Raw genomic sequence first — 22,243 nt, forward strand, 5'->3', positions numbered from 1 at the left:
TTGCAGGAAGGATCTGCCGGAAGTATTAAGTCTCCTACAGATTCTACTTGTTATATTTTGATTAATGAAGTAGTTGCTGCCTATTTAAGGCTATGAAATCCAAGTCGATGCTGTAGGACAAAATATTCCAACTGAAATAACTCCAAATACGACTATTGTAGGAGTCGTTCGAAATTTTAACTTTCAAAGTTTAAAAGAATCCATTGGTGGGTATATGTATTACCGTATGCACAGCCCCAATGAAAGTTATCGTTATTTACTTATTCGATACGATACGCAAAATGTATCTTCCTATATTAGCCAAGTCCAACAATTATTTACACAACAGGTTCCTGAGGCAGCATTTGATTATCAATTTTTAGATGAACACATCAAGAAATATTACACAGCCGAGAACCGAACAAATAATATCATTTCAACATTCTCCATTTTAACGATTTTTATTGCTTGTTTGGGTTTATTTGGTTTAGCGGCATTTACCGCTCAGCAGCGAAAAAAAGAAATTGGAGTACGTAAAGTACTTGGTTCAAGTACTTTTAAAATCGTTCAATTGCTTTCCGGCCACTTTCTAAATTTGATTATACTTTCATTATTTATTGCTATACCTATAGCTTGGTGGCTATTTTCTCATTGGCTTCAAGATTTCAATGATAGAATTGCATTCCCATTATGGTCATTCGCGATTGCTGGCTTATTTGCTCTGATAATCGCGTTTGTAACCGTAGGTTATCAAGCTCTAAAAGCTGCTTTAATAAATCCTGTAGAAAGTTTGCGAGATGAGTAAATCGTTTTTAATCAAAAAAAAAAACACTATTGATTCTGTCAGTAAAATCAATAATAAACCTTACAATAATGAACAATTTTAAATTAATATTTAGACAATTATGGCGCAACCGCCTCTTCACCTTACTTAATATTGTAGGGTTATCCATCGGTATCAGTGCCTGTTGGGTGATATTCCGTATTGTCAATTATGAATTTACTTTTGACCAGAAACATCCTGATAAGGAATTGATTTATAAAGTCCACACAAGCTATCTTGAAAACAACAAAACAGATCACTTCGACGGTATTCCTGCACCACTACCCGCCTTTGTAAAAGATAATTTTTCTGATGTAGCATTATCTGTTCCTGTATTTAGTGAATATTTTGAAAGGGTCAGTTTACCGAATAGTAAAGCATTAGTTTTTGAAGACCCAAAGGAAATTATTGGAACTACACCAGATTATTTCAAACTCACCGATTATCGCTGGTTGCAGGGAAATAAAGATATCGTATTTAAGAACCCTAATGAAGTGGTTTTGACGGCATCAAGAGCAAAATTGTATTTCCCGAAAAACACGCTTGCAGATATTATTGGCAAAACCTTATCCTACGACAGTACGTTATTTACAGTTGCTGGAATCGTGGAAGATCTAGCATACCCAAGTAGTTTTATCGGTAAAGAATTTATGCAGATTCCGGCAAAGGATTGGACAAGTACCACTTGGACAAACTCTAATTCCAATTGGCAGATGTTTATTAAGGTTAAATCACCGAACGTTATTGCTCCCATTTTAAAATCGGTTAATGCTAAATTCCATGAGATGACCAATGAAGAATTTAAAAAATACGGCTTCAGTATGTCATCAAACTTAATTCCGCTATCTGAATTACATTTCACATCATTTGCACAAAAAAGTAGCGACAAAAAAACAATGTATGGTATTATTGGCATCGGAATTTTTCTACTGATACTTGCTTGCATAAACTATATCAATTTAACGACAGCCCAAGTTCCACATAGAGCAAAGGAAATAGGTATCAGAAAAACTTTGGGAGAGAGTCAAAAGAGAATAACCGTCATCTTCTTTCTCGAAACATTTATCATCACAATATTGGCACTCTTGTTATCATGGCCACTAGTTAAAATTATCCAATCCAGTTTAAGTTCCTACATTCCGCAGCAGATGTACAGCTTTGCTGACAACTTAACGGTTCTATTATTTATAGCCGGGACGACAATTTTAATCACACTACTATCTAGTTGGTATCCGGCCATGCTCATTAATAGAGTTAAAATCTCCGAAGTTATCAAAATTACAGGAGGCAGTAAAGTGAAAATGGGCGGCCTGTCTTTACGAAAAACACTTATTGTATTTCAATTTGTGATTGCTCAAATATTTGTTGTCTCCACGTTTATCATCGGAATGCAACTTAAACATTCTTTAAATAGTAAACTTGGCTTTAACAAAGAAGCAATTATTACGCTACAGCTTCCATATAAAAGCTTTCAAAATGCTGATACGGATCCCTTCACCTATAAGCATGCTTTGGAAGGACTTTCTGTCATCAAACACGTTTCTTTGGGGCATCTCCCGATGAGCGGTGATCATTGGGGTAATTCGATCGTTGTAAAAAGTGATACCGGAGATGTACGGGTGGATCATCAATTTAAGTTTATAGATGATGACTATTTTAAATTATACAATATCAATATACTGGCTGGTCGAGCGATTAAACTATCGGACACAGCTTCAGGTATTGCTCTAAATCTAGTGGCTATTGAGAAACTAGGATTTAAATCTGCATCAGAGGCTATTGGTAATTTTGTAAAAATAGATGATCAGGATCGACAAATCGTTACCGTGATTGATAACTTTCACAGTAAAAATATGCACAGTAAAATTGGCCCTTTAGAGCTCAGACCTTCAAACAAAAAAGGACAATTAAAGAATATGAGTATTCAATTGCCGGATCATCAGGAAAAATGGCCATCTGCCTTGCAACAGATTGAAAAGGAATGGAAAAAATACTATCCAAATGCTCCATTTAAATACGAATTTTATGATCAGCAAATAAAAAATCAATATGAAAACGATACGAAGTTTTCAAAAATAATCAATTTGTCTACCTCAATAACCATTTTATTAAGTTGCTTAGGACTGATTGGTCTTGTGACGATTACTACAGCCCAACGGACAAAAGAGATTGGAATCCGTAAGGTATTGGGTAGCAAAATTTCTGGAATCATTGCATTACTATCCAAAGAATACATCAAATTAATTTTCATTTCGATTCTGATAGCATCTCCAATTGCCTGGTGGGCGATGAATCATTGGCTGAATGATTTTGCTTACAAAATTACGCTTAGCTGGTGGATGTTTACAATTCCTGCAGTGATTACTTTGCTTATTGCATTTATTACCATGAGCTATCATTCCATCAAAGCCGCAAACGCCAATCCCGTTGAGAGTCTGCGCGATGAATAAAGCTAAAATTTAGACATTAATGTTAACATCTTAAATAATTACAGCCATGATCAAGAGCTACATTAAAATAGCAATAAGAAACTTAAAGCGAAATATTTCTATTTCATTAATCAATGTATGTGGATTAGCTTTAGGCATTGCGACCTGCTTACTCATCAGTCTGTATATCACAGATGAACTTAGCTATGATCGTTTTAATAAACAGGCTGACCGCATCGTTCGCGTAGTTTTTAAAGGAAAAGTAAAGGGTGGCGATATCAAGGAAGCTCATATCATGCCACCTGTTGCTTCAACGATGAAGGCTGAATTATCAGATGTCGAAGAAACGGCTCGCTTACGCATGGGAGGAGTTCCGCTATTTCAAATAGGCAACCAGGTTTTTCACGATGCCAATTTAGCATACGTTGATGCATCCTTCTTCAAGATATTCACATTACCTTTATTGAAAGGAGATCCTTTAACCGCATTAGCGGAGCCGAATACTGCTATTATATCTGAAACGATGGCACGTAAATACTTCAATACTAATGATGTGATCGGGAAAGAACTACCAATAAAGGGAAATGGGACAATTCTTAAAATAACGGGTGTAATGAAAAATATACCCAAAAACTCTCATTTTAATTTTGATATTTTCACTTCCATCGATGCGCTTGAAGATGCACGATCTACTTCCTGGATGACTTCGGAATATTATACCTATGCGCTATTAAAAAAAGATGTAACAGTTAAACAAGTGGAGACTAAACTCGCGGCCTTATTTGACAAGCATGTGGGGCCTCAGTTTATGGCAGATTTCGGAATGAGTTATGAAGATTACAAAAAAACCGGGAATAAGATCGGACTATATCTACAGCCTTTAACTGATATCCATCTACACTCTGACTTTGTATATGACCTGAGTCCGTCTGGCAATATCAGATACCTTTATATTTTTGGAGTCATCGGCATCTTTATGCTCCTGATTGCTACGATCAATTTTATGAACCTATCGACCGCCAGTGGGTCTAAAAGATTTAAAGAAGTTGGCGTAAGAAAAGTATTAGGAGCTGGAAAACAAAAATTGCTGATACAGTTTTTTACAGAAGGAATCCTTACAACTTATATTGCTTTACTATTGGCTATAGGCATTGTTTTACTTGCGCTTCCTTTGTTCAACCACTTTTCTGGAAAATCATTAGAGATCGGACAGTTTTCCTTCATCACAACAATTCCTTTGTTACTTGGTTTTGGTTTACTGATCGGTTTATTCTCCAGTAGTTATCCTGCTCTATACTTATCATCATTTAATCCTATAATGATCTTAAGAAACAGGTTCAATGCCTCTGGAAATGGTATGGGATTAAGAAGTGGTCTTGTAGTATTTCAATTTATCGTTTCAGTCGGATTGATATTTAGCACTGTGGTGGTAAGTCGTCAGCTGGATTACATGCGTCATATAAAACTTGGTTATGCCAAGGAAAATGTTGTCATTATTCAAAGCTGGCCTCTAGGAGCTAACGAAAAAGCTTTCGCTGAACGCCTAACTCAGGATAGCCGCGTACTACATGTTTCACACTCGTCTTATCTTCCTGCAGGAGCTACCTACAATAACAATTTTTTTATCTATCCAAAAGAGAGCCCTAACCAATGGGTAAAAACTCTCCGTTATGATGTTGACGAGCAATACATTCCTACCATGGGTATGAAGTTGAAAGAAGGGCGCAATTTTTCAACAACCTATGGCAACGATAGCCTATCGGTTGTGATCAACGAAACTGCTGCCAAAAATCTAGGTTGGAAAGATAATATCATTGGTCGAACATTAACCGATAAGGATAATAAAGTCTTGCAGGTGATCGGTGTTGTTGAAGATTTTCATTTTAAACCGCTGCATGAAACTATTGCTCCTTTGGTGATGGTACTAAATGATCAGGCAGGAAATCTGATTATCAAAACTAAGGCGACAGACATGGAAAAATTACTGGCAACAGTAAAACAGTATTACAATGCATATCCTTCGGATCTTCCCTTTGATTATTCTTTTCTTGATGATCGTTATAATCAGACCTATCAGTCGGAACTTAAGACCGGACAATTACTGACTATCTTTGCGTCACTGACCATTTTTGTTGCCTGCCTTGGATTATTGGGATTGGCGATTTTCACCACGCATCAACGTAAAAAAGAAATTGGAATCCGAAAAGTAATCGGTGCTTCTGTGCCTGATATTGCGCGTATGTTATCCTTTGAATTTATTCGATTAGTGGTCATTGCCATCATTATTGCCTCCCCTATTGCCTGGTGGATGATGCACATGTGGTTGGAAGATTTCGCTTATCGCATCGACATTCAATGGTGGATGTTTGCTATTACAGGATTTTTAGCTGTCTTCATTGCGCTATTTACAGTCAGTTCACAAGCAATAAGAGCGGCGGTTGCTAACCCTGTCAATAGTTTAAAAGATGAATAATACAATTAAAGCTTACATACTTCAAAAGAAATAAAGACCTAAAATATAAACAATGATCAAGAACTATATAAAAATCGCATGGAGAAATCTTTGGAAAAACAAGGGTTATTCTTCCATCAACATCGTTGGGTTAGCCATAGGCTTAGCTTGCTGTTTATTAATCGTCTTATATATTCATGATGAATTATCCTATGATAAATACCATGTAAATAAAGACCGCATTTACCGTGTTATTAATTCTTTCGAAGACAACGAGAAATTAATCCGAAAAAATGTATGGGGGGTTGCCCCTATAGGTCCAGCTTTAAAAGCTGATTTCCCAGAAGTGAAGAATGTGGTCCAATTTTCAGGAGTTACCTCCATTTCTTTAAAGAATAAGGAAAAGGTATTCCAGGAAGAGCGTGTATTTTTCATGGACTCAACGGCATTTGATATTTTTAGCTGGAAAGTATTGGCTGGTAGTCCAACAACTGCTTTGACTGCTCCTTATACTGCTGTTTTAACCGCAAGCACAGCCAAAAAATATTTTGGGAATGAAAATCCGATTGGGAAAACACTAGAAGGGGGACTTGCCGCCGGACGGCAGATCCGGGACTATACAAAGTCACAGCGGTTATTGAAGATGTTCCTTACAACTCCCATTTTACATTTGATGCTTTGCTCTCGATGAGTACCTTTAGAAAAGCTTTTACAGATCGTTTTGAAAGCTGGGGATATGTCGATTTTTATACTTACATACTGGTATCCGATCAATTTAACCTTTCTAATTTTAATAAGAAAATTCCGCAATTTCTCAAAAAGAATGTTCCTTCTGCAGAGGGCAAGTATAATTTCCAACTCGAACCTATACTGGATGCCTATATGCATTCGTCTGCAGGCAGACAGCCTGGTGTAACGGGGAGCGTACAGAATCTGTACATATTTGCTATCATAGGTCTATTTATCCTTTTCATCGCCTGTGTAAATTTCATGAATTTGGCTACATCTCGTTCCATGGAGAGAGCGAAAGAAGTAGGCGTTCGAAAAGCCATTGGAGCCAGTCACCGTAACTTGATCCTGCAGTTTATGTTCGAATCGCTCGCTTTAGTTTTTATAGCAGCATTGTTTGCTTTGCTAATAGTCATCATTCTTCTTCCTTCCATGGAGGCCTTTGCAGGAAAACACTTTGCGTGGAACAGTCTATTCAATTTGACTACATTCAGTATCTTTCTAGGTATCGTGACAATAACTGGAATTATTGCCGCCAGTTATCCTGCTTTTATTCTAGCACGTTTTAAACCTGTTGAAGTTTTAAAGGGAACATTTAAAACTGCTGCAGGTGGTCAATTTTTAAGAAAAGGATTAGTAATCTTTCAGTTTGGTTTATCCATTGTACTTATTGCAGGAACTTGTATTGTCTTTTCACAATTATATCACCTGCAACATACGAATCTTGGTTTTCAGAAAGATCAGATGCTGGTTATCGATTATAATTTTGACGATGGGGTCAACAAGAATTTAGAAGCAATTAAAAATACGTTTAAGAGAGATAAGGACGTCATAGCGGTATCATCATCGCGCAGTGTTCCGGGTACATTTTTCCCTAATGCGGGCACAGAGATAGAGACTAAAGAAGGGAAAATGACGATGTTGGGTCCTGCACTTTTTGAGGTGGATATTGATTTTATCCCGAACATGGGGATTGAAATGGTCGCAGGACGGGCTTATTCCCGGGATTTTCCTGCCGACACTGCGCACTCCATGATAATCAATGAAGCTGCAGCTAAACTTTGGGGCTATAATAATCCACAGGATATTATTGGAAAGCGTTTTACGCAATGGGGACAAGAGGGACAGGTTATCGGCGTTGTAAAAGACTTTAACTATATGTCTTTACATAATAAGGTTGAACCACTTGCTTTGCGATTATCACCGTGGAGCAGCAAATTTATAACGATTAAATTGCAACAAGCGAATCAACCGGAAACTATTGCCCGCATCGAAAAGATCTGGACAAGCCTAGCTCCCCAGATTCCTTTTAATTATACATTTTTGGATCAGAGTTTTAAACGTCAATATGAAGCAGATTATCGTTTCCAAAGAATTTTCACCACATTTTCAGGATTTGCAATTTTTATTGCCTGTTTAGGGCTCTTGGGGCTTGTGACTTATACCGCTCAACAACGTACCAAAGAAATTGGCATCCGTAAGGTACTCGGATCTAGTGTTTTTGGCATCATACAATTATTATCTCTTGACTTCATCAAACTTGTCATTATTGCTATATGTATTGCCATACCGGTAGCCTATTGGGCAATGGGTAAGTGGCTCAATAATTTTGCTTATCACATTGATATGCAATGGTGGATGTTTGGTATAGCGGGGGTGAGCGCATTATTCATTGCTTTAGCAACTGTAGGGTATCAAGCTTTAAAAGCTGCAAAGGCGAATCCTGTTGATAGTTTAAGAGATCAGTAATTTAGTGTACGTTTACGAACGCCAACTGTTCGGAAACGTACACTTACAAGACCAAATAAAATTATATAATTAACTGTAAAATAAGTAATTAACATTATGGCTCACGGATTGGACTTTAAGATTAGAAAAGGAACAAAAATATAATCAATTAAACCTTTATGATTTTTAAATATATTAAAACTGCCTGGCGAAATCTAAAAAAGAGCAAGTTTTACACCGCCATCAATATCGTAGGACTTTCGATCAGTATTGCCACAGCAATTATGATATTGCTATGGGTACAGGACGAAATCAGTTTTGATCGTTTCCACAAAGATTATAAACAGATATACAATGTCCATAACATCTGGAAGGGAGGTGGTAAAGAAAACATTTCTAGTAACACACCTGGGCCAGTTGCATTCTATGCAAAAGACGTTCCTGCAATAGCATCATCTGTGAGAATAGCCCGCGAGTATTCTGGCATCATTCGCCTAAAGAACCAAAAAGATTCTTATACGGGTTTATCCATGGCTTATGCAGATAGTTCATTCTTTAATTTTTTCTCTTTTCCGCTACTGCAATCCAGTAAGCCAAACTTACTGACAAATATAGACGAAGTGACCATAAGCGAAGCGCTAAGTCAAAAACTATTTAAAGGAGAAGATGCCATTGGCAAAATGATTTTATTTGAGAAAACACCATTTTTCGTCACGGGAGTTTTCGTTGATATGCCGCAGAATTCAACATTAAGATACGATGCAATTTTTCCAATGACCTATCGTGCAAAAATTTTTACTGAAAATGGAGGGAATGGTTCATGGAAAACAATTGATGAAGATCTGGGTAATTACTCCTTTGATACCTATTTCAAATTAACTCCACAAGCAAACCCTGATCAAGCAATTGCTCAAATAAATAATAGCTATATTAAAGCTAGAGAAGGTAATAAAAATACCATTTTTAAATTAGGATCACTTGCTGATAAACATTTAATCGATCCTGACGGAAACAAATCAGCCTTACGCATGGTGCAGATATTTGGTGCAGTAGCTTTACTCCTACTTTTTATTGGCGCTATTAACTATGTTAATCTTGCTACAGCTCGGGCTATGGACCGTGCTAAGGAGGTAAGTATTCGAAAAATTGTGGGCGCAAGCGTAAACAACTATTTTTTCAATTTATGGCCGAAACCTTCCTGACATTTACCTTAGCAACTTGCGTTGCAGTTATATGGATTGGATTATCCTTTTCTACTTATAACAGTATTTCGGGAAAATCAATGGCTTTTAATCTGAATAATCCCACTCTTTGGCTTTTAATAGGGTCTTCTTTACTAATGACCGTTTTATTTTCCAGCATATACCCTGCTATTCAACTGTCATCTTTCAAACCTATTGCAGCACTTAAAGGCAAATCATCCAAACCCACAAATAGTATTTTCCGAAAAGGCTTGGTTGTATTTCAATATGTATCATCAATTATTTTAATCATCTGCACCTTGGTTATTGAAAAGCAGATGAAGTTTATCCGCGAATTTAACTTAGGATATGACACTTCATATATTTTTACCGTAGAGCTCAATGAAGGAGCCGTTGAAAATAAATCTACTGTAGCGTCCAAACTTTCTGAAGATCCTTCCATTGTTTCCTATTCCATTAATGGAATATATAATCCAATGGACTATGGCAGTTCAACTGGAGATATCGACTGGCCAAATCGTACTAAAGATCAATCACTCATAGTAACCCAAGCAACCATAGACAAAAATTTTATTCCATTAATGGGTTTAAAATTGATTGAAGGAAATAATATCAAAGGTGTACCTGCCGACTCATCAAGTTATATCATCAACGAAACGATGGCAAAACAATTGGGATTGGAAAAACCGTATGTTGGCGCGCAAATGTCATTACATGAGGTACCCGGAACGGTGATTGGTGTTGTAAAGGATTTCAACTTCAGTAATCTGAAGAATAAGATTGAACCTCTAGTCTTTTGGACTCATCGTTATGCAGGTACCTTATATGTTAAGACCACAGCCTCAAATGCTCAAAAAGCAATTGAGAGGGTGAAAACTATTTATGACAGCTATCCTTCGGAAAAACCTTTCGAATATACATTTTTGGACAGTAAAATTGATAAGATGTATAAATCGGACTTACGTACCGGCCTGCTTTTCAACATTTTTGCTTCGATTGCTATTTTCGTTTCTTCACTAGGATTGTTAGCCTTGGCTACCAATGCCGCGCAAACCAAAGTGAAAGAAATCGGAATCCGCAAAGTCTTAGGTGCTAGCATACCACAAATTGTTCAGTTATTAGGTAAAGAGTTTGTGAGCTTACTCATCATCGCAATTTTAATTGCAAGTCCTCTTGCCTGGTATTTTGCAAATGAATGGCTGGCTAATTTCAGCTTTAAAACAGAATTGAATGTTTGGATATTTTTAATCGGCGCTAGTATAGCGCTAGTAATTGCAGGGCTGACCATTAGTTATCAAGCCATTCGTGCGGCAAAGTAAATGTGATCAATAGTCTACGGGATGAATAATTAACATACATGTTTTATAAGTTAAGTATTAAGTGTGAAAATGAAGGTCGTCGGTTTGTGAAATCGACGGCTTTCTATGTTAACGAAAAAAGTATGGTGACCAATTAAATCTAACTACTGGCAATCAACTCAATCATGATAAAGAATTATATAAAAATCGCATGGCGAAGTATTTTCGCTAATAAATTCTATACAGGCATTAATATTTTAGGATTGTCGGCGGGATTAGTCGTAGGGATATTCCTCCTACTTTGGATTCAGGATGAGCTATCTTTTGACAGATTCCATAAAAATGAGCGTAAGATCTATAAAATTGGTATTGAAGGTGGAACTGGAATCACTAAAAAATATTTGAGAATATCATTGCCCCTGTTGGCACTTTTGCAAAAAAAGAGATTCCGGAAGTAAAAGACGCCGTACGTATCCTCAAAATTGGAGATGGTCCCATCAAATATAAAGAGAAAATATTTATCGAGAAAAGCTTTGCTTTTGTAGATCCGAGCTATTTTTCTGTATTTAATTTTCCTTTGGTTCAAGGCAATCAAAAGTTACCTTTTCCAGACAACAATTCGATTGTCATCACAGCCAGTACTGCCCAACGCTATTTTGGAAATGAAGACCCCATTGGTAAAACTGTGACCATAGGTGTAGATGAACTTTGTGTGGTATCGGGTGTTATCGCAGAATATCCCGAAAATTCGAGTTTACAATTGCAGGTACTTCTTCCCCTTTCTAGGTTTAATGAGCAGGCATATGTAAAAAATAAAACCACTTATGACAACAAAACATATTTGTCATCCATGGATATGGATTGGTCCAGTTTTTCATTTGAAACTTATCTGCTGTTAACTCCCCAAGCGAACCTCACTGCTTTAACTAAAAAGTTACAACAGATACATGAACGCAATAAACCTGAAGATACACCTGTACCTTACGTAGCACAACCACTATCTAAAGTTCACTTATACCACATGGATGGTAGTGATGGAGGAATCGGCGCTGTACATATTTTTATGGGAGTTGCCCTGATGATTATAGCAATAGCGAGTATTAATTATATTAATCTTTCGACTGCACGTTCTTTAAATCGGGCCAAAGAAGTCGGAATTCGAAAAATTATTGGAGCTGGCAAAAGGGAACTTTTCTTTCAGTTTATCATAGAACTACATTGTTGTTTCTTTTTGCAGTGACCATTGCGATAACGGTCGTTTTTATTTTTCTCCCTTCTTTTAATAACTTCTCTGGAAAACAAATAGCATTGGATCTCGCCAGTATTAATTTATGGGTCTACATTTTCATCTTACTGATTGGAACACTTCTCTTAGTGAGCATCTATCCGGCTTTACTGCTATCAACTTTGATCCTATCAAAGTCTTAAAAGGTAATCTGGGAATGAAAAAATCTAGTTCCAGAAAGGTATTAGTTGTATTACAGTTTACGGTTTCTATTGTTTTAATAACCATGACAATTGTTATTGGTCGTCAATTAGAGTTTATCCGCAACAAAAATCTTGGCTACGAAAAAAGCCATATTTTCGCGGTTCCTATGGGATCAAAAATGGGCGAACATTTTGATGCCATCAGAAATGAACTGATAAAAAACGAAGGAATAAATGATGTAATCCGACTGGGGCGTGATATGATACACGGCGGTGATGCTACTGGAGATAACGATTGGGAAGGAAAACCTGCAAAGTCAAATCTCTGGTTTAATATCACGCATTCAGATCAGCATACGCTCGATTTCTTTAAGATAAAACTAGTAGAAGGACGAAACTTTACGGGCTCATTAGCGGACTCTACCCATTTTATCCTAAATGAAACGGCTGTTAGAGAGATGGGGTTAAAAAATCCTATTGGCACCCGTTTGAGAATCCGAACTGTACCCGGAACTATTATTGGTGTCGTGAAAGATTTTAATTACGCTAGTGTCCGTAAGAAGATTGAACCTATCGTTTTTAAGTTTAATCCAAAAAATTCTCGGCAGCTTTATATAAAAACAAATGAAAATAAAACTGTTGCCGCTATAGATGCTATGGAAAAAATTTGGAAGCAATACTATAATGATATGCCCTTCACTTACAATTTCCTGGATGAAAGCTATCAAAAACTATACACGAGTGAACAAAAACAGGGGACCATATTTAACTTCTTTGCAGTCATAACCATCTTAATATCTTGTTTAGGTCTTTTAGGTTTATGTACATACACCGCACAAGTAAAAACAAAGGAAATTGGGATTAGAAAGGTGCTAGGTGCGACGGTTTTCCACATTGTACAAATGCTGAATCGGGAGTTTTTCATCTTAGTAATTATTGCGAATATTATTGCGATTCCTCTTGCTTTATATTTCGCAAATGACTGGCTTCAGGGGTTTGCTTTTAGAACTAATTTACCTATATCTATATTTTTATTTTCAGGTATTCTCACATTGCTCATCACAGCACTTACAGTTAGTTTTAAATCCATTAAGGCTGCAATTATCAATCCTGCAAATAGTTTAAGAGACGAATAGTTACGACCTTTTCATATAAAAGAGATTGCTAAATGAAATAATTGATTCAAAATCATGATAAAACTATTTTTTAAAACTTTTTTACGCAATATAAAACGTAATCCATTTAGTGGAATTATCAATATAACCGGTCTAGCATTGGGATTTACTGTCGTCATAATTGGTTCATTGTGGATATTGAAGCAGTTTTCTTTTGATAAAAACTTCAAAAACTACGATAACATCTACCAAGTTATGATTACGGGTACATTTAATGGTGAGAAGACTACTGATCGATCTACTCCCATACCATTGGCTAAGCTATTGCAATCTGATTTTAAAAATGAAATGCAACATATTACTTTAGTCAGTAAACGTGAAAATGCTAATTTTAAGAGTGGTGAAAAAAGGATCACTGGCACAGGATTATATGCAATGGGTGCATTTTCTGAACTTTTCACATTTGAATCTATAAAAGGAGACATATCTACACCTTCCCTACCATCAAAAATGATTATTTCCGAATCATTAGCACGTCGGATATTTGGAGATGTAGACGTTATAAATAAGGTCGTTGAACTTACCGGTAAAACGCAGTACGAGATAACAGGCGTATATGCTGACTTGCCAGAAAATAGTACTTTTCATCAATTGGATTATATATTGCCATTTTGCGACTATCTGAAACAAAACCCAGATGCCGATCAAAGTTGGGGTAATTGTTTTTTTCATATTTATGCCTCTATTCAAAATCCGAATTTTTTATCTTCATTAGAGGGAACGACAACCTCCATTTTAAAATCTAAACTTACAGACATCGATCCTGAAGTTCTTTTACACCCTATGTCTAAATGGTACTTATATGATGATTTTAAAATGGTAAAAATATCGGTGGGCAGATTCAATATGTTTGGATGTTTGCATTGGTAAGTGCTTTGATTATTTTGCTAGCATGTATTAACTTTATTAATCTCAGTACCGCTAGAAGTATCAAAAGAGGTAAAGAAATCGGTATATTAAAATCGATCGGCGTAAATCGCCGTCAATTGATTCAGGGCTTTTTATTTGAATCTATCTTATCTGTATTTTTAGCATTCATACTCAGCCTCCCCCTTATACTGTTACTCCTTCCATGGATAAACGGTTTTACAGGAACTGAATTACTCCTCCCTCTTCATTCGATATTTTTCTATCTTATTGCTTTCTTAAGCATCGTTCTTCTTGGTCTTTCATCCGGATTATATCCATCTCTGTTCCTATCTTCATTTAATCCAATTTTAGCACTTAAGGGAAAATCAATTCAAGGAAATAGTAAATTTCAAGCGCGGAAGATTATGGTTGTTATTCAGTTCGCTATTTCTATTTTTATGATGATCGCCACATACCTCGTCATCACCCAATTAAACTATGTAAAAGATCGTCCAATTGGCTACAGCAACAAAAATTTAGTTAATGTCACGAGTTCAAGCGGTGAGATTATTAAAAAATTCGACGTCCTCAAAAAAGAATTGTTTGACAAGGGACTAATCCAAGACGCAACTTTATCCTCTAGTTTTGTAAACAATCTCGCTTTAACAGGGGGTGGATTTACCTGGCAAGGTAATGATGCTAAAGAAGGATCAATCATGGGCATATATACTATTGACGAAAATTTTGCTCCTACTGTTCAATGGAAATTTATGAAAGGTAGAAACTTTTCGAAAGATTTTAAAACAGATTCTATTGCTGTCATTTTAAACGAAGCTGGTGCAAAATATATGGGAGTATCCGATTTGAATAGCAAGCAATTAAGTTTTAGAGGTGTAAAATACAGAATCCTTGCCATCATACAGAACACAATGTCGGAATCACCTTTCAAATCAATTACCCCAACAGCTTATTTCCTAAATCTATTACCAAAGAGTAAGATTACCATACGCTTAAAGGATGACACGGAAGTCAATACAACAATGAAGGCCATTGCTATGCACTTCACCAAAACAGATCCTGATATTACATTCAGTTACACCTTTACGGATCAAGATTATGGTAAGCAATTCAAACAGATGGAAATGATTCGTAGTTTGACCAGTTTATTTACTGGTCTTGCAATTTTGATTTCCTGTCTAGGATTGTACGCCCTCGTTTCATTCTTAACTGAACAACGTGAAAAGGAAATTGGGATCCGCAAGGTATTAGGCGCATCTGAACTCGGTTTATGGAAATTGTTATCAGCGGAATATATCTGGCTTACCTTAATTGGTTTTATGATAGCGGCACCATTGGCTTATCTACTTATGGATAAATGGTTAGAAAATTATGTTTACCGTATTGCAATAAGCTGGTCCATTTTTGTCGTCACGGGAGGTCTAGCTCTTTTCATCACGTTGGTCACCGTAAGCTTTCAGGCCGTTAAAGCTGCTTTATCAAATCCCATAGATACACTACGGAATGAATAATCACCATCATAACATGTACGCTTGCGGACGATAGGTGTTCGAAAGCGTACAGTTATATAAACCCTAAAAAACACACAAGCAATTGATTTAAAGATATTTAAAACATTGGCTTATGGATTGAACTTAAAAAGTGGCAAAAAAATACGAGTCTAAAGTTTAAACAAATGATACAGAACTATATTAAAATAGCATGGCGCAATCTTTTGAAAAGTAAGGGATATGCAACCATCAACATTATTGGCTTAGCTATTGGTATGGCTGCTGTATTGCTTATAGGTATCTGGGTACAAAATCAATCAAAATATGACAATTTCTATAGTAATAAAGACAACCTATATAGACTTTGGAACAAATATGAGGATCAAGGAGAGATCAGTATGCAAAACATCACATCTGGACCTGCATCACTTACTTTAAAAGCTGAATATCCAGAGGTAGAGCAAGCTGCACGTGTGTATTGGAGCATGGATAGATTATTATCCTTTGCTGATAATAAAATCAAGTCTAAAGGAACTGAGGTTGATCCTTCTTTTATGGAGATGTTTGATTTTAAACTTCTAAATGGTAATCGCAATCAACTTCTTAACGGTCCACAAAACATTATCTTAACAGAAAGTCTCTCCAAAAAAATATTTGGCGATACGGATCCTTTAAACAAAACGCTTATATTAGATAATAAGGAACCTTATCAAGTTTCTGGAATCATCGCAGATTTACCTAGCAATACTGATTTTGATTTTACCTATTTGATTCCATTAACTAAAGCGGACCTGTATTCTCCGAAATGGAACAACATAACGTTCATGACTTATATCCAGCTAAAGGATGGTACAGATGTGGCGGCATTCAATAAAAAACTAAAAAATATCATTGCAAAAAAAACAAATAATGAGTTAAAAGGCTCGTTGTTTTTATATCCGCTTTCTCAAATGCACTTGTATTCAAAATTTGAACAGGGTGTTCCAGTTGGTGGCAAAATTGATCAAGTTAAATTGGTTGCTGGCTTGGGCTTTTTGATTCTATTGATCGCTTGTATCAATTTTATTAATCTAAGTACTGCTCGTAGTCAAAAAAGAGCAAAAGAAGTTGCAGTACGTAAAGTAGTGGGCGCGCAACGTAGCAGTCTAGTTGCTCAATTTTTAACGGAATCTGTATTACTGTCTTTGATATCGGGTATTCTCGCTATAGGACTGACTTCATTATCACTTCCATTATTTAATAAAGTTCTGGATAAGCCTTTAGACTTCTCATTTGGGGATCCTATGATCTGGATCTCTTTACTCGGAATTATATTGCTAACAGGTATACTGGCTGGCCTATATCCTGCATTTGTTCTCTCTTCTTTTAAACCTATAAAATCATTAAAAATCTTTGGAAAATCTAGGAAATTTGCTTTCAGTTTTCGTGAGGTATTAGTTATTTTCCAATTTGGTATTGCCCTAATCTTGATTATTGCAACCTTGATTGTACATAGGCAGATTGAATACGCAGGGAAAAGGGATGTCGGATATTCGCCGTCGCAATTGATTGAAATTCCTATGGAAGGTGATATGACGAAAAATTATGAAGTCATCAAATCTGAATTGATCAATAAGAATATTGCACAAGCTGTAACCCGTACCGGGTGGTCAATTACCCAGAATAATGCAACTTCTAGCGGTAATTTTTCATGGGAAGGTTCAACTCCGGAACAAGGGAAGAAAATCGTTTTCAATCTTGGAAAATCAGAAAGTGATTTTGTTAAAACTCTGGGATTAAAATTGATCGAAGGTCGTGATATTGACTTCGAGCGATTGGCTTCTGATAGTATGTCGGTACTCGTAAATGAGGCTGCGATCAAAGAAATGAAATTGAAAAATCCTATTGGTAGCATCCTGAAATGGGGAAGTAATACCTTTACGATTATAGGAGTTATCAATGATTACATCAGCGGATCTCCATACAGCCCAGTTACTCCACTTCTCATTCACCCTGCAAAAGAGTGGATGTTAAATATGGTCGTTCGTACTAATCCATCTTCTCCCGTAGAACAGAACTTGAAACAGATAGAGCAAGTACTCAAGAAATTCAATCCAGCCTACCCATTTGAATATAAATTCGTTGATCAGCGCTTTGCCTCAAAGTTTAAAGAGCAACAACAAACAGCTCAGTTGGCACTCATATTCTCAGCATTGGCCATCTTTATATCTTGTCTTGGACTGTTCGGATTAGTATCCTATATCGCTGAGCTGAGAACAAAAGAGATTGGTATACGTAAAGTACTGAGAGCATCTGTGACAGGTATAACAGCCATGCTCTCAAGAGATTTTGTAAAACTGGTTCTTATAGCCATTTTAATTGCTTCACCTATTGCCTGGTGGACAATGAATAAATGGTTGCAGGATTTTCTTACCGCATCGAGATTCAATGGTGGATCTTTGCTTTAGCAGGGATCGCCGCATTGACTGTCGCAATTATTACGGTGAGTACACAAGCTATTAAAGCGGCAAATACAAATCCTGTAAAAACATTACGGGATGAATAATAACATACACTTACTGTAGCGTTATCTGAATGAATTAATGAAAAAAGCTTTTAAGCATAAAAAATGATACGAAACTATATTAAAATAGCATGGCGGAATATTCGAAAGAATAGAGGGTTTTCACTGTTGAACATGTCGGGATTAACGATTGGAATAACCTGCTTTTTGTTATTAGCTACTTATATATACCATGAATCCAGTTATGAACGTTTTTTCTCTCATGCAGATCGACTTGCGTACTTCAGCCTATCATACAAAGCTCCAAATAGCGCAGAAATGGTTTCATCCAGTACAACGCCAACAGGTCTACAACAGACTTTACAATCTGATTTTCCCGAAATTGAGCAGGCCAGTCGTTTATATCCGTATATACAAGGTGGATTAGTTGATATTGGAAATCAATCTTTAAAGGAAAATAAGCTGATTTATGCTGATAAAAACGTATTTGAAATTCTCGATTATGATTTTATTGAGGGAAACAAAAAACATGTATTGGATGAGCCTAATCAAATTGTATTGACAGAAACCTTAGCTAAAAAATATTTTCCAAATGAATCGGCTATAAATAAAACATTGATTATTGATAAAGTGAACTGGAAGGTATCTGGGGTAATAGCCGATATGCCAAGTAATACGCAGTTCAGATTTTCTGCCATTCTCTCTAACCAAGGTCTAGCACGCTATAAAGAAGCTTCATGGAATTCAGCTAACGATATTACTATAGGATTATTAAAAACTGATCAAAGCTTTCAATCGGTACAACTTAAACTGGATAATCTGGTTAAGGACAAATTTAGTGAGTCTATTAAACAGGGTTATGAATTCGGTTTTAAAGTAGAAAAATTAAGTGATATTCATTTGCACTCAAAAACTGCAGGTACTGGAAATATCCTCTATGTTTATATTTTAGTGGCTCTAGGTATTGCTCTTCTCATCTTGACCTGCATTAATTTCACCAATTTGATTCTTGCAAATGCGATTGAACGAAAAAAAGAGATCGGTGTAAAGAAGGTCCTGGGTGCAGGGCGAAAAACAATATTCTTTCAGTTCCTCTTCGAATGTAGCTTAATGATTTTGATATCCTTAATTATAAGCTTAGTGGCAACATGGTTACTGTTACCTCTATTCGGTCATTTCATGGGAGTAGAAATGCAGATCAACCTTTGGAACAAACCTATCCTCTATATAGCAATATTAGCTTTCTTTATTATCCTGTCACTACTTGCCGGTGGTTGGCCTGCCTACTCGATTTCGAGTTCAAAACCGATTTCAATATTCAGGAGTAAATTGGTCGAAAAACAGACAGGCATATCCTTGAGTAAGATGTTGATTGCGTTCCAATTTTGTATTTCCATATTTTTTATCATCTGTACATTATTTGCAGGTCAACAAATGGAGTTTATTCAATCTAAAAATACAGGACTGGATCGTTCAGATATATTGGTGCTCGATGGCCGAGGATGGCAGGATAAAGAGCGTCAATTGCTAAAGGATAAGCTAAGTCAATTAAACAGTGTTAAAGGCATAACGGCATCTTATGATAGTCCGGTTAATATTCAGGGAGGCTATACGATTAATGAAGTAGAAGGACAGGCACCAGATTTCTCTATTGATGTCACTGCTATTCCGATTGAAAAAGACTTTGTATCCGTGTTCAACATTAAGTCTATTGCTGGTTCTTCCCTATCGGATACGGACATCTTAAGAGCACGTGATACCATCGCTCCGGAGAATAGTTTTATTATTAATACGCTAGCTGCAAATGCTATGGGCTGGACTCCTAAAGATGCGATCGGTAAAAAAATAAATTTAAATGGCCGCAAGGCACTGTAAAACAAGTGGTTGAAAGCTTTAATTTTAAATCTTTACATAATGAAATCACTCCTGTTGTGCTCTTTCCTGAATATGGTTATTTCGGAAATATCTTTATTAAGCTGCATGCTGGAGTTCCTACACAAGACGCATTGAATCAGATCAAAACGATCGTAAAAGAGATCGCTCCGAAAAACAATTATGACTATCATTTTTTAAATGACGACTTTAATCAACTTTATCTACAGGATCAACAGACAACGCGAGCGATGCAACTTTTTTCATTTATTACCATCTCCATTGCGTGTATGGGATTATTTGCACTTTCGACCTATACGGTGCAACAAAGAATTAAAGAGATTGGAATCCGGAAAATTGTTGGTGCATCTGTTATAAAAATTGTTAGCTTATTAAGTGTAGATTTCCTCAGGTTAGTAGTTATTGCGCTCGCTATTAGCATTCCTTTTGGCTGGTTTGCAATGCATAAATGGCTAGACAATTTTGCTTATCATATTGAACTTGACTGGTGGATCTTTATACTTGCCGGTGGCAGTGCTTTACTCATCTCGTTCTTAACAATAAGTTACCAGACTGTCCGTGCTGCTATGGTCAATCCAATTGATTGTTTACGGGATGAATAATTTACTGCATTAAAAAAATTGACTACTTTATACGATAACGATGATAAAAAACTATATCAAAATCGCATGGCGTAATTTATTGAAAAATAAGGCTTTCTCTAGCATCAACATCATTGGATTGGCTATTGGTATGGCCGGAGCTTTGCTTATTGCGCTATGGTTGCAAAATATGCTGAGTATGGATCGGTTTCACGAGAAAAGTGATAGACTCTTTATCATCAGTAATCACGATCTTTATCAAGGTGAGATGCAGGCATGGACCAATACTCCCAAAATAATGGGTCCTATTTTAAAAAGTGATTATCCTGAAATTGAAAGTTTTAGCCGTATAGAAGACGGTAATAAATTCTTGACAACTTATGGCGATAAAAAATTAGTTTCCAATGCCAGTTTTGTTGATCCCGGATTTTCAACATGTTCAGCTATCCCTTACTCAAAGGTGACAAAACGAACCTTTTGAAAGATGCAAATTCAGTCGTCATCACTGAGAAATTTGCGAAATCTCTTTTTGGAGATGAGGATCCTATAGGAAAATCTATAAAAGTCGAATCCAATAACTTGGTAACGGTTCAGGCCATAATTAAAGATCCAACAAGTTATAGCAGTATTCAATTTGATTATCTCTTATCATGGGACTTTGCTAAGAAATTAGGGTTTGTTGACGAAAACTGGTCCAACAACTCTACTTATACCTATATTTTATTGAAGGAGGGAACATCCTTACAGGAGTTCAATGATAAAATAAAACTCGTGAGCCAAAATCATATCAATGTAGGTAACAATGAAATCAAGTCCACGAATGAGATCTTTGCTTTTCCCTATAAAGATACCTACTTATACAATAAAAGCATCAATGGGTCATATACGGCCGGTCGTATTCAACTGGTACATTTATTCTCTTGGATTGGAGCATTTATCTTGTTAGTCGCCTGTATTAACTTTATGAATCTGAGTACAGCCCGCTCCGAAAGAAGAGCCAAAGAAGTCGGGGTCCGCAAGGTTGTAGGTGCTGGTCGCAAAAGCCTCATGCTACAGTTTATTGTAGAAAGTATCTTAATCAGTTTTGGGGCTATGATATTGGCCATCGTCTGTGTGATATTGGTTCTACCTGCATTTAATAATCTTGTAGAGAAAAATCTTCATATTTCTTTACTCTCCGGTAGTACATGGTTCTTTTTAATTATTTTCTCGGTTATCACAGGGGTTTTAGCGGGTAGCTATCCTGCATTTTTTCTTTCCTCTTTTAAACCGTTGAAAACGCTTAAGGGAAAGTTGAATACCTACAATAAAGGCCTCAGTGTACGTTCTTTTTTGGTTATTCTTCAATTTTCGATCGCTATCATTCTGACTATAGCAACTATTATCATATTTCAACAGATCCAGTATACGAAAGATCGGGATCGGGGTTATAATGACAATGGCTTATTAACGACCCGTTTTTCAGGGGAATTAGACAAAAATTATCTAACGTTACGTAATGAATTGCTGGCTAGCAATGCTGTACTTTTTGTATCTAAAAATATGTCTCCTGTTACCGATCGCTATAGTAATGGATGGGGTTTTTCCTGGTCTGGTAGTACCGACAGTGATAAAAAATATCTTTCAATCGTTTCAGCACCGATGCTGATGCAGTAAAAAACCTGGG

The 22,243-nt window shown here is 36.4% G+C and carries 16 protein-coding genes and 1 pseudogene; all 17 read left to right on the forward strand.

What is annotated here, in order from left to right; all coding sequences use genetic code 11:
- Positions 1-214 precede the first annotated feature (214 nt).
- Entirely contained in the window at positions 215-784 is a 570-nt protein-coding gene (locus tag L950_RS06075; protein WP_021192017.1) for an ABC transporter permease, read from the forward strand.
- Positions 785-852: 68 nt separating this feature from the next.
- The gene (locus L950_RS06080) at positions 853-3,252 is read left to right on the forward strand and encodes an ABC transporter permease (protein WP_021192019.1); all 2,400 of its coding nucleotides are present in this window, start codon (positions 853-855) and stop codon (positions 3,250-3,252) included.
- 46 nt (positions 3,253-3,298) lie between these two features.
- Positions 3,299-5,704, forward strand: a complete 2,406-nt coding sequence (locus L950_RS06085) for an ABC transporter permease (RefSeq protein WP_021192020.1) — start codon at positions 3,299-3,301, stop codon at positions 5,702-5,704.
- 52 nt (positions 5,705-5,756) lie between these two features.
- A complete protein-coding gene (locus tag L950_RS28475; protein ID WP_156169558.1) occupies positions 5,757-6,374 on the forward strand; it encodes an ABC transporter permease in 618 nt (205 codons plus the stop codon).
- Positions 6,371-8,161 carry an FtsX-like permease family protein gene (locus L950_RS06090; protein ID WP_156169560.1) on the forward strand — a complete coding sequence of 597 codons (1,791 nt, stop codon included), beginning with the start codon at positions 6,371-6,373 and terminating at the stop codon, positions 8,159-8,161. The genes L950_RS28475 and L950_RS06090 overlap by 4 nt, the downstream gene beginning before the upstream one ends.
- 158 nt (positions 8,162-8,319) lie before the next feature.
- Positions 8,320-9,342 (forward strand): ABC transporter permease, encoded by a 1,023-nt coding sequence (locus L950_RS06095; RefSeq protein ID WP_031289452.1) that lies wholly within the window; start codon positions 8,320-8,322, stop codon positions 9,340-9,342.
- The gene (locus tag L950_RS06100; RefSeq protein ID WP_031289454.1) at positions 9,324-10,661 is read left to right on the forward strand and encodes an ABC transporter permease; all 1,338 of its coding nucleotides are present in this window, start codon (positions 9,324-9,326) and stop codon (positions 10,659-10,661) included. Before L950_RS06095 ends, L950_RS06100 begins: the two co-directional genes overlap by 19 nt.
- A 164-nt stretch (positions 10,662-10,825) precedes the next feature.
- The gene (locus L950_RS25970) at positions 10,826-11,098 is read left to right on the forward strand and encodes a hypothetical protein (RefSeq protein ID WP_021192021.1); all 273 of its coding nucleotides are present in this window, start codon (positions 10,826-10,828) and stop codon (positions 11,096-11,098) included.
- Positions 11,099-11,136: 38 nt separating this feature from the next.
- Positions 11,137-11,880 (forward strand): ABC transporter permease, encoded by a 744-nt coding sequence (locus L950_RS25975; RefSeq protein ID WP_231576922.1) that lies wholly within the window; start codon positions 11,137-11,139, stop codon positions 11,878-11,880.
- Between the two features lie 91 nt (positions 11,881-11,971).
- The gene (locus L950_RS25980) at positions 11,972-13,204 is read left to right on the forward strand and encodes an ABC transporter permease (protein WP_052764323.1); all 1,233 of its coding nucleotides are present in this window, start codon (positions 11,972-11,974) and stop codon (positions 13,202-13,204) included.
- Positions 13,205-13,258: 54 nt separating this feature from the next.
- Complete coding sequence (locus L950_RS06110; protein ID WP_031289455.1) at positions 13,259-14,113, forward strand: ABC transporter permease; 855 nt, start codon at positions 13,259-13,261, stop codon at positions 14,111-14,113.
- On the forward strand, positions 14,098-15,621 hold the full coding sequence (locus tag L950_RS06115; RefSeq protein WP_031289456.1) for an ABC transporter permease: 1,524 nt from the start codon (positions 14,098-14,100) through the stop codon (positions 15,619-15,621). The genes L950_RS06110 and L950_RS06115 overlap by 16 nt, the downstream gene beginning before the upstream one ends.
- Before the next feature lie 164 nt (positions 15,622-15,785).
- Positions 15,786-18,047, forward strand: coding sequence for an ABC transporter permease (locus L950_RS06120; protein WP_052764324.1), 2,262 nt, complete (start codon positions 15,786-15,788; stop codon positions 18,045-18,047).
- Positions 18,048-18,208: 161 nt separating this feature from the next.
- On the forward strand, positions 18,209-19,978 hold the full coding sequence (locus tag L950_RS06125; RefSeq protein ID WP_084825386.1) for an ABC transporter permease: 1,770 nt from the start codon (positions 18,209-18,211) through the stop codon (positions 19,976-19,978).
- Between the two features lie 5 nt (positions 19,979-19,983).
- Positions 19,984-20,598, forward strand: coding sequence for an ABC transporter permease (locus L950_RS25985; RefSeq protein WP_021192024.1), 615 nt, complete (start codon positions 19,984-19,986; stop codon positions 20,596-20,598).
- Positions 20,599-20,728: 130 nt separating this feature from the next.
- Positions 20,729-21,285: pseudogene (locus L950_RS37120) on the forward strand (ABC transporter permease); the annotation flags it as partial.
- A 63-nt stretch (positions 21,286-21,348) separates the two neighbouring features.
- Positions 21,349-22,233: an ABC transporter permease gene (locus L950_RS29565; RefSeq protein WP_410528098.1), complete on the forward strand. Its 885-nt coding sequence runs from the start codon at positions 21,349-21,351 to the stop codon at positions 22,231-22,233.
- Positions 22,234-22,243 lie beyond the last annotated feature (10 nt).

Source organism: Sphingobacterium sp. IITKGP-BTPF85, assembly GCF_001006065.1.
In the GTDB taxonomy this organism is placed as follows: Bacteria; Bacteroidota; Bacteroidia; order Sphingobacteriales; family Sphingobacteriaceae; genus Sphingobacterium; species Sphingobacterium anhuiense.